The sequence below is a fragment of the uncultured Parabacteroides sp. genome (assembly GCF_905196875.1).
Taxonomy (GTDB): domain Bacteria; phylum Bacteroidota; class Bacteroidia; order Bacteroidales; family Tannerellaceae; genus Parabacteroides.
Genome location: NZ_CAJJWO010000035.1, coordinates 1 through 16100, shown reverse-complemented (window position 1 = coordinate 16100; position 16100 = coordinate 1). Strand labels below are relative to the sequence as shown.

The window sequence follows — 16100 nt, the reverse complement described above, 5'->3', positions numbered from 1 at the left end:
CGAGGAATTGACCCCGGATTAATAGGTATGATCCAAAACGGATGTTATTTATGATAAGTGATTGTTAGTCGATATTCTCGTCAAGAGTTACCGTACCCCACTCAACAACCTCGATATTTGCAGTCAGACTGGCTGCTTCCGATGGTGTTTCCGGATCTATGCTACCAGGACCGGTGATGGTTGCGTTAACTATATACTGAACGTTACGAAGAACTCCACAATGAACGGTTACAGCTGAATAATCCGGATGTCCTGCCTGGGCTTTTGTATTATTAAGATATACAGTCCAATAAGCATCTTTAACAGTACGTGCTTCTCCATTCCCTGCTGTGTAGGAGTAGTCACCTTGAATAACTAATGCAGTAGCATTGGTTAAAGCATTTTCGGCAAATGGTGAATCAGCACTATTATCATATACAAAGAAATTTCCCTCAGTCATATTAGTTGCAGGGGCATTTGCCGTGACTTCCTTTTCGAATACGTGAGTATACTTATCTTCTGTATCAGATCCTGTTTTATTAGAAACAATTCGAGCATCGGTATCTACCACTTTACACCATGGAGTAGCTGCACCGAAAAATTGTACGCCTTCACGATAATGCATAATATACGCTTTCTTTACTTTCAGCTTTGCATCTGTTTTAAAATCTTCACGAGGTTTTAGTTTGATAGATTTTAACTGAATGTTTGCAATATTGCGGAATACTTTAATATTACCCTCTCCAGTTATTGAATTACTTACATCTTTAAATTTACTGATGTCAGTTGCAGATGCAATAACATTTCTACCTTTCTTTACATCAACAGGAATGACAGAACTAGCCATTATTGGTTTGGCAGATTCCAATTCTACGTTTTTTGTGGCTGCTGCTTTAAAAGCATCAAGTGTATTTATATCTGTAAAAGCACCTGCAGGAGGGTTTACAATCACTAAAATTTCTACCCGACCTGATTTAACGTCTACACAAGCCGTTGAGTCAACTTCAGAGTCTGTTACCGATTGTTCTTTGTAATTAATCAAAGCACCATCTGCCATAGCTGGTGACATTGCTCCTGCGTTAAAAACAGCTATACCAACCCTATCTACTTCTGAATCTGTAGCATTCGATCGCGTAACAGGTGTACTGAAAGTTGAAGGAGCTTTATTTGCTCCGATTGCACTAAACCCAACCGTCAACGTAGCATCCAACTCCAGTGCCGGATCCGGAATATTCGGACCGTCGTCGTTTGAACAAGCACTGAATGCGCAAGTAACCATAGTTGCATAAAGTAAATTCTGTAATTTCATAACTTATATGTTTTAAATGTGATAAATCATCCTTACTACCCTATACTTAAAATTTGACTGTCTTAAAGATTTAAATTATTGTGTTGTTTCTTGTTGACAGTGCAAATGTAGAAAGCTTTGTTTTTGAGGCTTAGCGGTATATTTATCACTCATGAGCGGTAATTTTTAAATGATAAAAAATCCTCTGTTTATTTACATTTATTTTAAAGAATACCATGTTTTAGGCCTTTACCGATTGTCCATACTGAGAAGGATTTACACCATATTGCTCAGTAAATCGTTTACGGAATGTCGCCATATCGTTGAATCCGACCATTTCACAAACCTCGATAATCGAATACCGCTGTTGTGAAATCAATTCGGCAGCCCGTTTGATTCGGACGCTTCGCGTTAGTTCCAGAATACTGCAATTGGAGAAAGCTTTCACCTTGCGATAAAGCGTCGGAACACTCATGCTCATTTCATCCGCCAGATATTTTGCATCGAAACAGGGATCATCCAGATGCTCTTCAATGGTCTTCATGATCTTATCCATAAAAGCATTACCGGCAACTTCTATTTCATTGAGTGGGGCTGGCATTACTACAGCACCGCCTTCAGAAGATTCCAACGGTTGGGTATAAAATTCCTTCATTTGTTCACGGCGTTTGATCTGGCTGATTAGTTTGCTGCGCAGTACTTCCAGGTCGAAAGGCTTGGTGATATAATCGTCTGCACCGGCTTCGATACCGGCTATCACATCTTCATTTTCCACTTTGGCAGTCAACATAATGACCACAGTCTGACAGGTTGCAGGATTTGATTTGATCTCGCGACAGGCAGTGAAGCCGTCCTTTACAGGCATCATGACATCACATAAGATAGCATCCGGTCGCTCTTTCTTTGCAACTGCAACACCTTCACCACCGTCGCGAGCTTCCACAATGCGATACTCCTTATTTAAGGCATGGCGGAGGAACCAACGTATCTGGTCACTATCGTCGATTACCAGCAGCTTCTTACCTGTCTCTTTCTTCTGGGGAACCAGTTGTACGAAGCTAGAGATTTCTTCCTTCTGGATTTCGTTCAGTTTGACCAGGTCGGCATCCGGTTCGACGAACTCGACCGGAAGCTCCATCAACTCACGTTTACCCAACGGCCCCAGGATTGTACAGCGAGTCCCTCCCTGGCCGGGAAGGCTCTCCTGTATGAACCGGGCATGTACCGACTCGGCCATATCTTTGATCTGCTTCAATCCGATACGGGTATTATCTTGTTCACTCAAACCATCATCCTGTATGCACAAAGCCCCATAAGCTTTCCCCTCTTTTTTAACAACAGAAATGTCAACCGTTATTTTACCATACATAAATGTATTCTTCAACGAGTTGGATAACAGAATTCGTAAAGCATACTCCATTTTCCTGCGATCTATCCACATCCATAAGACAGGGGTTTGCGTATTGATCTTGAAGTCAATATTATTCATGGCAATCCAATCGACGAACAGGTCACACATCTGCTTGGTGATCTCGACCAGATCGTAGCGGGCAAGACGCATGTGATTCGCCACATCGTCGCCATGGCGAATATCCTGCAACTGAAACATCATATCCTGTAAGGCCAAAGTATTGCGGTAAGCGGAAAGAATCTGGGTAGACACAAGCCTGTCGAAGTCACGGTTTTGCACCAACTGTCCCAAATAACCTAAGATCAGAGACAGAGGTGTACGCATTTCGTGTACTGCTTCAACAAAGAACGAGTTATGGATCTTTTCGAGTTCGGAGGCTTTACGGATAGCTTCCTGATATTTGGTTTCCTGCTCGAGAGTCCAGTTGTCCGTTTCTTTGATCTTGTTTACCATAAGTTGCTGCATTTCCCGGTTCCGGACGGTCAGGATATTGATAGTTTGTTTTAATTCTTCGTTTTCTGTGCGAAGGTCAGGATATGAGGCTGATACGGATACAGGAGATGGCTCTGGTGAAGATAGTAAAACAGGGACCGGTTTCTGTTCCTGCCTGTCTTCGATTTTCTGTTTAAGTATGCGATACAAGAGGATCGAGAAGCCAAGCATGATCAATAATAAGATCAGAAGAATATAAAGGATGAAATTCGTTCCACTCAGCAACGTAGTACCATTTTCATTTGCGGCTATTAGAGAGCCTGCATTCCCTATCAGGATAACACCTGAGGGCAAAAATTTTTGAAGTAGATATATCTTTTTCATTGTATCAGTTATTTAATTTCTCGTTTTACAGAGTGCATCCTGCATTTCCTGTCCTTTTAGTAGAAATAGGATAGCATTTCAAGACGTTTTTCTCCGGTTTTAAACAAAAAACTGGTTGTTACACCAATACTTTGAAATACTTATTTCCCATACAATCATACGTTTACAGAATTTCAAAATTTACAGGAGCTAAAGGCATAGTCCATACAGAACTATGGCTCAATTAGATAGACGCATTTTTTGAATTGAAAAACATATCAAAACTTCCGATGACAATAGAGATAACATCAAAAAACAACGAAAGTATAGAAGGAGTTTACACATAATAACAAGTGCACCGACCCCCCGATTGGTACCGTGCACTATTTCACCCTCAGAAATAAAAAAGAAGAGAAAAAAGAAAAACGTAGAATTCCTTTATAAAATAAAGGCTCAGGCATAACCATATCAAATAATTTCCTACCTTTGATGCGGAAATAAAGATAGTTCTGTATGAACTATGGTGCTTTTTTCTGTCCCGCCTCACCAGCAACTGGTTATTTTCTTTTCCTTTCATTTATTTTGTTAATCAGTTTCTTGCTAGGCTTTAAGCGTATGGTGTCGCGTGATTTGAACATAACGGCCTCTCCTGTTTTCGGATTTCGCACCGCCCGGGGCGCTTGTGGTAACAAAAATATCCTTCCAAAGCCATGAAGGGTCACTTTTTCGTCTGTAATCAGCCCTTCGATCACAATCGACAAAACTGTATCCATACAAACACGACTATCGACTAAACTCATATTCATTTTCTCCGCCAGCTTTCTGGTAATCAAATTTCTATTCATCCCTATTTCTTATCAAAATCCCCACAATACATTTTCGCCACAAAGTTCGGACTTTCAATTGACCTACACAATCTCAATTTTTTTTTTCTAAATATGTTCTATTTTTTCTGTGAAAGGAAAAATTTAGGGAATTTATGTTATTCGATCGGAATATATAAACGAATGCCACTTTTATATAAGAACAGGACTATTACAATATCGTAGATTTGCACAGTCAAAACCATCTAAGAATATTTATTTCAATTTATAAAAAATGAGAACAACGAGTAAATTAATCACTGGAATGCTTGCACTGGCTTTATTGAATGCCTGTAGCAACGACGAAATGAATGAAGGAGGTAACGGAGAGAAAGCATCTATCACCATCACACTGAAAGGTGAAAACCTGTCATCGAAAGCGACGGGGAGTACTTCGGATACCGAAACCGACGAACGGAAGATTGTAAACTATAAAGTCTACGTTTTCAGTTATAACAGCGGCGTATTGGAAAAAGAGGTGGACGGTGCTGTCAGTAACGGTATAGCAGGATCGACACAGGTCGACGGGCTGAATACTGCCGGTACGAAACGTGTGGTAGTTGTCGCCAACCTCCCCGCGGGATTTCCAGCCGTCAGCAACTATACCGACTTTGAAATAGCCACTTTCGACCTCGGAGTGCAAAACCCGGCGAACCGTGCAACGACAGGCCTTGTCATGAGCGGTGAGTCACCGGAATTGACCTTGACCAGCGGAAGCCCTGTTCCGGTAACCGTAAGCATCAAACGTGTGGTTGCCAAGATTGAACTGGGTTCGGTCACCATTACCCCGGAAGCCGGACACACCGAACCCTTTGTCCTGACCCATGTCAGCATCCAGAAAGCGAAGTCGAAAGCTACTATCGGACCGAAGACAGTCCTGTCTGAGATACCGTTCTACGGCGGATTCGGTGGTACGGAAAGTACTGTCCCCACACCCGACAACTATCTGTTGGACGCCATTACGACCGATCAGCCGAACGGAACTGCCAAATCCTTCGATAACTTCTTCTATGTATTCCCGAACGAGGAAACAGGAGCAGAAACCTTGCTGACTGTCAGTGGAACATACAAAGGAATCGTCACCCATTTTCCGTTCCGCATCAACAGCATTGCTTCCGGTTCCGCCGACGGAACACTCATCAAACGGAACACCCGTTATATATTGAATGTAACGTTAAAGAAATTAGGAAGCGGAACGACCGATCCCGACGGTCCGGGTGATCCGGCAGCAGTCGAAGTAACTGTCACTACCGAAGGTTGGGAAGGTCCGCTGGTACAGGATGTGGAATGGTAAGATCGACAATCAGGACTATCGTTCTGTTGTTGTTGATTTTGGGGCAGATAAGCTGTATTCGCGAAGGTTTACAGGAGTGTGAAGAAGAGTATTTCGTGACTATAAAAGTGGTGGATGCGCTCACCGGAGAAGATATCACCGCCTCCGGGGAAGTCAGCCATGCTGATCTGTTCGTCTTTGATGCGGACGAGCAATACCGGTACACGGTCAGAGCCGACTCGAACCAGATCCGGCAAAGAATACCGATACCCATCACGCTCGAAAATATCGATGACTACTGGCTGTCCGTCTGGGGAAACCTGGACGGGAACCAGCATGTCACCGAGCCCGGACCTTCCGACACCCTCGACAACTCGACCGTCTCCGCATCCGCCAAAGAAGGCGAAAACCAGTATCAGACATTGGACGACCTCTTTTTCGGCATTGCGCAGATCGGCAAATCCTTGAAATCTCCGACCAGAAATGAAGAAATAATCATTGCCAGGAAAAATGCCCGGATGTATTTAACCGTCCGGGGCCTTCCTGCCTTTCACAGAGCGATAGATTATTACTTCACAATCCATCTGAACAACAACGGATATAATTTTAAAGGGACACCAGTCCCGAATGCAATAGAAATCAAGCAAAACGGCATCACGCTCGCAAACAACGATTTTGTCTCTCCCTCCTCCTTCAACCTGATCCATACGGACAGCAACCGGGAGGATTACGCGACTGTCAATCTTTACAGAAGATCGGATGTAGAATACGGAGAAGACATACTTATTGCTAGTATAAATTCTGATTTAAACGGAAATCCCATTGTTCTTCCGGCCGGCCTGACAACCAATCTGCTGATCGACTTGCGCCAGGAGATCAGCGTCCATGTCAAGACAAGCCCCTGGGAGAAGACAGAACAATGGGTCGAATGGTAATTAATTATGAATAAAAGATATCAAGCTTTTAACCGGGTAACAGTCTGGATGCTACTTCTATTGGCATTCAGCCTGACGACCGTTTCCTGCACCGACGAGACATTTGTCGGCGAAAAGGATAGCAAGTACGCAGAAGACCGAATGGCAGTCCGGCTGACCATCAGCACGCCTGCTATCCAAAAGCCGGAAACCCGGAGCGCAGAACTGGAAGAACAGATCGAGGAAGTACGCGTACTGGTACTCTCCCGCCAATCGGCGGATCTGGAATACCAGTTCCTGTACAGCGTAGAAGGGATAAATATTAATCGTCCCAACAACAATACGACGACCTTCACCGCCATGCTCAAATCTTCTAATGACCCGGTCAAACTCATACTGATCGCCAATGCCAGCCAAGCCGTAACAGAGAAATACCCCGAAGCAGGCGATACGGAAACCCGGATCAAAAAGAAGCTTATACACGAACTGGACAACGGTAACGGCAGCCCGGAACAAATCACCGGCTACCTGCCGATGTACGGCGAATACTCGCTTCCGAAACTGGATGCTGCGCAGGTCAATGCCGATATACAGATCAGGATGCTGCGCTCCGTAGCGAGGGCGGATGTCTATAATAACGATGCGACAGGGCATTTCCGTTTGCAGAGCATTCAGGTATTCCGTCCGTACGATAAAATGCAGCTTATCCCCGACAACACGACTGTCAACAGCGAAGGAGGGCCGAAAGTCGATGCCCCTTCCCTGCCCGACCAGTCGGTCTTCTATCCAGCCGGGTTCCCCATGCCACAGCAAAATATAGCAGGCAGCAATACTTCGATCGAACAGATATATCTTCCTGAAGCCCCGGCTCCGGCTACAGGGAAGCAGATCAGCGATGCCACCTGCCTTGTAGCCGGAGGTATCTATGACGATGGCGTCCATCCCGCCAAAACAGTGTATTACCGGATCGATTTCAAACCATCCGGACATCCGCTCGGACAGATCCTGCGGAACCACCGGTATATATTTCTTATACAGAAAGTTTCAGCTGCCGGTTGGAGTACGCCTGAAGAAGCAGCCGTAAACGCATCTTCCGGTATTATTGCCACCGTCGAATCATGGGACGAGCATACGACCGACATGTATTTCGACGGAGAGCATCATTATGGCGTTTCAACCCGTCATCTTAAATTACAATACCGGATGAACTCCAAAGGGATCATTTATATAGACACTGACCTGACAGGTGATCTCCTGCAATGGGTGGATGCTGAAGGTACCCCTATAGACGGTAACGGATTGTCCGAATCCCTGTCGAGTACCCGTTTCGAAGTCTCCCTGGCCCAGGAAACAGATAGCGATAACAATATCCGGAGAGTGATTCAATGCCGTGCCAAACAGCCGAACGATACTTACTCCGACTATTCAGAATATGTTATGATACATATAAACCGTTGGAAAATAATGATCACGATCACCCAGTCGGCTAACAACAGTAAAGACGAAATCATCCATATATTGAGTACCAACGGTATTGGAGGTATCGATTATGCCTCGTCCAGACCGATGAAGGCAATACTCGACAATCATTTCGGCATCGGAAAAACAGTCCAACTCGGAGGTATAGTCTATTCCCAGATCCCTATCTCCATCAACGAGACCAATCTGCCATACAGCAAGTTGGCACAACAAGATATTTTGATTCTGGGTTACGACAGTCGTCCGGACTCAGCTTCCGCCCGCCGCATTCTGGACTGGCTCGGAGCACGGAAAAACAGAGTTCTTGTCATAGGTACCGACTGGAAAGCTCCTGGCATCAACGACAGTTACGGCAACGGAAAACCCGAATTGGCTCCAACGACTAATTACCAATTGCTAAAACTATTGCGGGAAGATATAACCCCTTATTGGTACAACGGAGCAAACAATGAATCGATCGGCGATACCGGTCCTTCACGTTCCGCCTTGATTACTTCATTCGATCCTACTGCCGACAATGATTATTTTTTCCGGACAGGCCCTTTCACGGAATCATTGGCTACAGGAATCACAAACTGCGGCTACTGGATAAATGATGTTATCTGGGGACGTATGGAAGTCCATTCTCCCACTATCACCCCACTTATCCGTTTCAAGAATGTGGTCAAAGACGACGGCTCCGGCTCGCTCCCTTCCTATACCCCCTATCCGGAAGGAGACGGACGGATGATACTGGGAGTAGATAAGAAAAAGCGGATCGTTTATATGGGAGACTCACAAATATTTGAAATAGGTTCGGGAAACGCAGTGAGAACAAATTCACGAATCGACAACAATGCCGGTAACCTTACGAACGACTATTCCCGAATCATGGCCAACCTGTGGGCCTGGATGATCGAAGAAGTCGTCTTAGGAAACAACGAATAATCTTTTATCGCCAACCGAACGAATACATGTATCCTATTCCGAAACAACGATATCGCAATATACGAATAAGGACACAAAATAAATAAAAACCTCGTTTTGTTGGCGAATAATACGTCTAAAAATCACATTAATAGACGATTATAGGACCTGAAATCCAGAAGACAATACATATTTTTGTCCTATTCTGATAATTACACAAAACAAAAAATCGATTATGGAGCTTCTTTATAAGCATGAACACGTTTCCTGCAACAATTTCCGGTTGCCGACACAACGTTCTTTCCAGGTTTTCCGTCCGCAGCCTGGAGAAAAATGTTCCGAACTAGACAATACACGATCCATCCTCCTCTTCATACTGGAGGGAGAGATGATCTTTAGTAATGAAACCGTACACAACCGGCTCCTGCAAAAGCATGACATCGCATTGATACCTGCAGGCAGCCACTATTCTATCGAGATAAAAAAAGTCAGCCATATACTCACCTGCTGGTTCAGCAACGATATCAAATTATGCAACCGTGTTCATCTCGAATCTCTGTCTGAATATAAAAAAGAAATGGCTTACAGTTATAACACATTGAAATCCCGAAAAGAGATACAGCTTTTTCTGGATTTGCTTAACAGTTACATAGAAGCCGGTATCGGTTGTAAACATCTGCAGGAACTTAAACTACAGGAACTTTTCATACTATTCAGGGCCTATTATACCAAAGAGCAGCTGGCCGCCTTTTTTCATCCTATCCTAAGCCGGGATACAGATTTCAACCACTTCGTCCTATCCAACTACCGATCGATTACGAGCGTTAAAGAATTTGCCGACCTGGCACATATCAGCCTCTCGGCATTCAACCGGAAATTTAAAAAATATTTCAATGAACCAGCTTACCAATGGATGTTGCGACGCAAGACAGAAGGTGTCCTCGAAGATATCCGGAGCACGAGCAAATCTTTCCTAACGATCTCACTCGACTGGAATTTTTCTTCGCAAGCCCATTTAACCAAATTCACCAAACAACAATGCGGCCTATCCCCTTCGCAAATCCGGGAACAGGCCGCACATGATCTTATCCTCGACTGATCAGAAGGGAACTTCGCTGCTGCTGCCCTGGTTCAGGAAATCTGCAACGGCAGGTGGTATCGGAGGTAACGGATCCTCACTATTCATATTCGATGAGAATTCGCGCACGGCAACATCCTCATCTATATTCATAAACTTCGCATAATCACCTTTAAACCGCAGACGCACATCACCTGTCGCACCGTTACGATGCTTGGCAATGATGATCTCTGCCAGACCGACCAGCGAGTTACCACGTTCATCTTCGGTGATCTTGTAATATTCCGGACGGTGGATAAAGCAAACCATATCCGCATCCTGCTCGATAGCTCCCGATTCACGAAGGTCGGCCAACTGCGGACGCTTTCCTTCGGCTCCCTGACGGCTTTCCACACCACGGTTCAACTGAGATAGTGCGATGATCGGTATGTTCAACTCCTTCGCCAACCCCTTCAACGAACGGGAGATGGTACTTACCTCCTGTTCACGGCTACCGAAACTCATACCGCTCGCATTCATCAACTGAAGGTAGTCGATGATAATACATCGTACCCCATGCTCACGCACCAGACGGCGTGCCTTGGTACGCAACTCAAACACCGAAAGACTCGGCGTATCATCCACATAGATAGGTGCATCATACAACTCCTTGATCTTGAAGTCCAACTGTTCCCACTCATAACTTTCCAAACGTCCGCTCTTGATCTTCTCGCCCGGGATCTCACATACGTTTACGATCAGACGGTTTACCAACTGGACGTTACTCATTTCAAGCGAGAACAAAGCAACCGGCACATTATGGTTCACCGCCATATTTTTCGCCATGGAAAGTACGAACGCCGTCTTACCCATCGCAGGACGGGCAGCAATAATGATCAAGTCGGAATTCTGCCATCCCGAAGTGATCTTATCCAGCGCATCGAAACCGGTACGCGTACCGCTCAGACCTTCCTTCTGGTTCGCTGCTTTCTGCAACAAATCCATCGCATCCTTGATAACCGGATTGATCTGGGTCACGTCTTTCTTTACGTTTCTCTGGGATATCTCAAACAGTTTACCTTCCGCTTCCTGCATCAGGTCTTCCACATCGATCGTTTCGTCAAAAGCCTTTCCCTGGATCATCGCAGTGAAAGAGATCAACTCTCTCGCCAGGTATTTCTGGGCAATGATACGGGCATGATATTCGATATGCGCACTACTGGCGACCTTACTGGTGAGCTGCGAGATATAAAACGGTCCGCCCACCTGATCCAGTTCGCCGCGTTTCCTCAACTGCTCCGTCACGGTCAGCATATCGACCGGACGTTGGCTGGCTGCCAGATCTACAATAGACGCATAGATCATCTCGTGCGACTTTTCGTAAAAACATTCCGGCTTCAAGATCTCACTGATGATCGAATAAGCATCTTTTTCAAGCATCAAGGCACCTAAAACGGCCTCTTCCAACTCACGAGCCTGTGGCTGCAGACGTCCCATATCAGACACTACAACAGGTTTTTGTTTCCCCCTTCCGGAGTTTCCTCTTCCGGTATTTTTAGTTCCTTCTGCCATTCTCTTTAGTAATTTTCGAATGCCAAAAATACGATTTTTATTTGGTATTCATTCCTTTTTTCTACCTTTGCAGCCGTAAAAAGTAATTAACTAATTATGGACGACAGTATTCCGCGAGAAACATTAACAAGTAAAAATTAGCGGACGGAGGTTTCTTATTACCTCTGTTCGTATCAACAACGAAAGGAGGCAATAATGAGATCGTTTCTTTATTGTGAAGCCGGCTTTGTGGAAAAAGACAAATGGCTTCCCGACTGCTGGGTAAATGTAGAATGCCCTACCCCCGAAGATATCCAATACCTTTTAAACCAATTTCACGTACCCCAATCATTCCTGAGCGATATCGAGGATACCGACGAACGTCCGCGTATCGAGTATGAAGGGAACTGGTTGCTGACGATTCTGCGTATCCCGGTACAGAGTACCGAAAGCGGTATTCCTTTTACAACTGTCCCGATCGGCATCATCACGAATAACGAGATCATTATTTCCGTCTGTTATCACAAGACGGAGTTATTGCCTGATTTCATTCGTTACAGCCGACGTAAAGAGCTCGTCGTACGTCATAAATACGACCTGATCCTGCGATTGATCCATTCGTCTGCTGTCTGGTTCCTGAAATATCTGAAACAAATCAACAACGAAGTGGCGCGTGCTGAAAAAGCGTTGGAGAAAAGTATCCGTAACGAAGACTTGCTGCGATTGATGAAGCTGGAGAAAAGTATGGTTTATTTTAATACGTCCATCCGTGGAAACGAAGTGATGCTTTCAAAGTTGCAAAGTATCTTCCAGGAACCGATGTACATGGATGCCGAACTGGTGGAAGATGTGGAAACCGAGTTGAAACAGGCACATCTCACTGTAAACATTTATAGCGATATCCTCACCGGTACGATGGATGCCTTTGCTTCCATCATCTCCAATAATGTGAATACCATCATGAAGCGGATGACATCCATATCGATCATTCTGATGGTTCCGACCCTGATCGCCAGTTTCTACGGTATGAATGTGATCAATTATGTAGAAGAGCTACCACACGGATTTGTCGTCATCGTACTCTTTTCCATCATCTTGTCGGCACTGGCTTTCTTTATTTTCAGGAGAATCAAGTGGTTTTGATATATCTTCATTATAAAAATAGCCACGGGGTAAACCGTGGCTATTTGGTCTGTCTTTATAGAAACAATCACTGTCTCCTAAACAACAATATACTTATTTAAGGGTTGCGCCTCCGTCTCCTCCCTGATTCCGGACAATCCAGGGTAACACATTAAAATCCATTTTCAGATAAGCTTCATACTCATCCGGTTTTTCCGGATCGATCTCCGGAGTTCCCGTGCCGAGTCCTGAGATATTGGTCACCAGTAAACGATAAATATTGTTGCGTACGATCGCGAACTCCATAACTCCCATCTCATTTTCTTTATTATTATCCAGATGTCTGATCCAGTAATTATAATAGCAATAATAGGTAGACAGTTCCTGATCTTTCCGGTAACGTTTTACAAAAACTTTTGCTAATTCTTCGTCGGTCGAATTATCCGTAATACCATTCAATTTGAATCCTGCATCTTTCATAGCCTGGATACTGGTATAAAATTTATAGTTCGCATAATAAATCACATCAGGTCTCGCATCAGTCTCTACCTTATTCTCTCCCCAAAGAGTGGTAGGTGTAAAACTAGCTTTAAACCTCACTCCGGTAGAATAAGCATTCAACTGGTTCGTTTTAAACATACAGTTTTCTAGACAGTAAAAACCGTGATACGAATTAACCGGTACAGACTGCCAGTTTTCAGCAACCGTCTTCAATGGGTAAGCATAATATCCATCCGCATTATCGAAACCATTAGCTCCGTCTATCGTTTTCGAGAAGAAATAGGGATCGATCACATAGCCGTTAGTGGGATTTATCTCTCCGAAATTTCCGTTTGTAATGGTATAGGAAGAAGGAGCTCGGTTTGCGGTCAGGACTGCTGTATGACGGAAGGTGTAAAACCAACGGCTTAAGTTGATATACTGGAATCCGGACAGGCTGATGGAAACATATTTACCACCATCGCCGGTCGTCAGATCGTATTTCTCTTTCGACTGTCCGACCAATACCTTAGCCATAGCCCGCTCCAGGTTAATCGTTACAATTACAGGATCTTCGTTCGGTAAGATTTCACGAACGGTTACTTTTAAATTCGAATCCGTAGTCCCTTCATACAAGCCACTATTGTCGGCACGCCCTGTCATCAATAAGGTACCATCCTCAGTTAAAACCCCAAAACCATCTTTATAAGTGGATTTGTCCACCAGATTGATAAACTCATTCTCGGTATTGAAAGAGCCTGTCACATCCCCGTTGGCTATAGTTAAAATATCATATGTCCCCGGGTCTATCAGTACCCTGTTGGCTGTATACTTTACGATATGCTCGCTCTGGTTTCCGGAAGAAGCATTTTCCGAAACCTGTGGTCCCGCCGTACGGGTTATATTCTCCAGCGAGATCTTTCTATATAATGCCTTCGTATCCGAATTAAACAGATAGACGGCAAGCGATTTTACATTATACTCATTGGCGTTACCGGTTTCATAAATACCCGAAGTTTCCGCCCCGCCGGCTTTGGATGAAGAACTGTTAGGAACGACAAAAGTAAACCGGACATTTCCTTCTCCCTCGTCTACAAAGCCGGAATTATCTTCCGGCAATACATCTGCATCGTTAATACATCCCGACAAGCCCAATACCAGGCATAACAGCCATGCTGATTTTACAAAAAAGTTGTTTTTCATATGATAAAAGCACTTAGTAAATAATTATACATTCAATGACGTTTATTATTCTCAAAAAATGCGGCTAAATTCATACTGGCCTCTTCCGATCCTTCCGCTTTTGCCGCTTTCAGCAGACGAATACCTTCATACAGATTCCCGGTCATCAACTCATACACCCCTTTACAATTTTTATAAGCCAGGGTTTCATGGGGTGCCATCCGCAGATACTCCCCAGCTACCTGCCAGTTGCCCTGCTCGATAGCAGCTGCAGCCGCATTCAGATTGGCTACCGGATGAGCCGGGTAAATATTTACACTCGTTTCTATTATCCGATAAAATTTCCCCGGTTCATTTTTATAGCTCAATGCCACCATATACAATTCGCGTAAAGAAAGCATCTGGGGATTCATTTCAGCTACCACCCTGGCCTCTTCCACGTTAAAATTCAATTCTTTCTGATTCCGGACATCGGTCGCATCACTTTCCGGAGAAATGTATGAAGCTTTTAAACCGGATACATCCGAAACCTTCGGCGAAAGTGTAACATCATTGGTGGCAGTAACTTTCTTTACCTCCGGTGACCTTCCCGATTCTTTCAGACCGACCGTTTCCTGAACAATTTCCCCGGAAGAAGCCAGCTTGTTTACTTTCAAAAACAGTTCCGGCATACGCATCCAATTTTCGGAAACAATAGAAGTGTTATAAATCACTTCACAAGGGTATTCCCCCGACAGCTCCCTGACAAGAAAATATTTCTCCCCTTCAATACCTTTTCGTTTATTCAATACACGGTTCCGTTCATAGATGCGATGTCTTTTTTTACCGTTCAGCAAGACAGGAGCAAGTTCTTTTTCTTGCCTGTTCTCTTTTATCACAGGAATAATGGTAAACGATTCGTCTGATGTGAAATCATGAGTATTGATAATACATTTTACCGATACCATCAACGAATCACCTTTCACAAAACATGACTGCGATTTTATCTCCACATCAATATCCTTTGCATATAAGGAGTTGCAAATAAAAAATAAGCCCAACAACACGAGCGGATTGTTTTTCATATTTATTGTTTTTTTATTGTATAAAATAAATTAGAGATATACCTATTTGTGTCGGTCCTACATAATTGGTATGTGCCTTTTCTATACGGGGTGTTCCTTTTTCCTGCCCATATTTATCATAACTCAGATAAGCATAACCCAAAGCAATACTAGCTTCCAGGTTCCATAGTGGACTAATCATCCATTGATATCCGTAAGAAATTCCGGCACCGACCAGACTTCCCTGAAAACGATAATCGGACAATATTCCTCCCCAATTAAAACGCGCATAATGAGCCTGTATACCCACAAAATTACCCTGAAAAACTTCATCAAACCATTTTCTGAATTCCGGCTGTATAAGCAGATGTTTCATCTTTTTATTATCAGCAAAAGTCCACGGGTTATAACTGATAATCGAACTGATAGAATAGGCACCTTTGCATTTTATTTCTCCACCAATGTTCAAAGAAGATGTCAAATCATAAAGTACATTTGTTTTCACAGCTATATTTTGACAATTCAATTTACATAATGAACTGATAATCAATATCGCAATAATGATACTTTTAAGACTACAAAGCCAAATAAACACCTCATGACAGATTAGCATAATAACATGAAAAACAACCGTATAATTACTTTTATATCGCATACCAGATGTTATAATAAAATATTAACACTATATTAGATTATTTCATTTGCATTTTAACAATAAAATATTGACTAAAATAAACGATCGTTTTTTCTAGTCATT

The 16100-nt window shown here is 43.6% G+C and carries 12 protein-coding genes; 5 read left to right on the top strand and 7 right to left on the bottom strand.

Annotation, left to right across the window (positions count from 1 at the left end):
• Positions 1 to 64: 64 nt before the first annotated feature.
• The 3 genes from QZ076_RS12645 to QZ076_RS12635 all read right to left on the bottom strand — a co-directional run bounded on the left by QZ076_RS12645 (position 65) and on the right by QZ076_RS12635 (position 4318).
• A complete protein-coding gene (locus tag QZ076_RS12645; protein ID WP_293713671.1) occupies positions 65 to 1288 on the bottom strand; it encodes a hypothetical protein in 1224 nt (407 codons plus the stop codon).
• A gap of 220 nt (positions 1289 to 1508) precedes the next feature.
• Positions 1509 to 3494, bottom strand: a complete 1986-nt coding sequence (locus QZ076_RS12640) for a response regulator (RefSeq protein ID WP_293713670.1) — start codon at positions 3492 to 3494, stop codon at positions 1509 to 1511.
• A gap of 536 nt (positions 3495 to 4030) precedes the next feature.
• Complete coding sequence (locus QZ076_RS12635; RefSeq protein WP_293713669.1) at positions 4031 to 4318, bottom strand: HU family DNA-binding protein; 288 nt, start codon at positions 4316 to 4318, stop codon at positions 4031 to 4033.
• A 253-nt stretch (positions 4319 to 4571) separates the two neighbouring features.
• Between QZ076_RS12635 and QZ076_RS12630 the strand changes: the two genes are divergently transcribed.
• From QZ076_RS12630 to QZ076_RS12615, 4 genes are all read left to right on the top strand, one after another.
• A complete protein-coding gene (locus QZ076_RS12630) occupies positions 4572 to 5630 on the top strand; it encodes a fimbrial protein (protein WP_293713668.1) in 1059 nt (352 codons plus the stop codon).
• Positions 5624 to 6544 carry a FimB/Mfa2 family fimbrial subunit gene (locus tag QZ076_RS12625; protein ID WP_293713667.1) on the top strand — a complete coding sequence of 307 codons (921 nt, stop codon included), beginning with the start codon at positions 5624 to 5626 and terminating at the stop codon, positions 6542 to 6544. Before QZ076_RS12630 ends, QZ076_RS12625 begins: the two co-directional genes overlap by 7 nt.
• Positions 6545 to 6550: 6 nt before the next feature.
• The gene (locus QZ076_RS12620; protein ID WP_293713666.1) at positions 6551 to 8929 is read left to right on the top strand and encodes a hypothetical protein; all 2379 of its coding nucleotides are present in this window, start codon (positions 6551 to 6553) and stop codon (positions 8927 to 8929) included.
• 214 nt (positions 8930 to 9143) lie between these two features.
• Positions 9144 to 10007 (top strand): helix-turn-helix transcriptional regulator, encoded by an 864-nt coding sequence (locus QZ076_RS12615; RefSeq protein ID WP_293713665.1) that lies wholly within the window; start codon positions 9144 to 9146, stop codon positions 10005 to 10007.
• Here the strand turns inward: QZ076_RS12615 and dnaB are convergent, their stop codons facing one another.
• On the bottom strand, positions 10008 to 11537 hold the full coding sequence (dnaB, locus tag QZ076_RS12610) for a replicative DNA helicase (RefSeq protein WP_293713664.1): 1530 nt from the start codon (positions 11535 to 11537) through the stop codon (positions 10008 to 10010).
• 195 nt (positions 11538 to 11732) lie between these two features.
• Here dnaB and QZ076_RS12605 point away from each other — a divergent pair, with 195 nt between their 5' ends.
• A complete protein-coding gene (locus tag QZ076_RS12605) occupies positions 11733 to 12659 on the top strand; it encodes a magnesium transporter CorA family protein (protein WP_293713663.1) in 927 nt (308 codons plus the stop codon).
• A 93-nt stretch (positions 12660 to 12752) separates the two neighbouring features.
• Here QZ076_RS12605 and QZ076_RS12600 read toward each other — a convergent pair whose 3' ends face one another.
• The 3 genes from QZ076_RS12600 to QZ076_RS12590 are packed head-to-tail and all read right to left on the bottom strand — an operon-like array spanning position 12753 to position 15956.
• Complete coding sequence (locus tag QZ076_RS12600; protein ID WP_293713662.1) at positions 12753 to 14321, bottom strand: Mfa1 family fimbria major subunit; 1569 nt, start codon at positions 14319 to 14321, stop codon at positions 12753 to 12755.
• 32 nt (positions 14322 to 14353) lie between these two features.
• Positions 14354 to 15364 (bottom strand): DUF3868 domain-containing protein, encoded by a 1011-nt coding sequence (locus QZ076_RS12595; RefSeq protein ID WP_293713661.1) that lies wholly within the window; start codon positions 15362 to 15364, stop codon positions 14354 to 14356.
• A 13-nt stretch (positions 15365 to 15377) separates the two neighbouring features.
• On the bottom strand, positions 15378 to 15956 hold the full coding sequence (locus QZ076_RS12590; RefSeq protein ID WP_293713704.1) for a DUF3575 domain-containing protein: 579 nt from the start codon (positions 15954 to 15956) through the stop codon (positions 15378 to 15380).
• Positions 15957 to 16100: the final 144 nt, after the last annotated feature.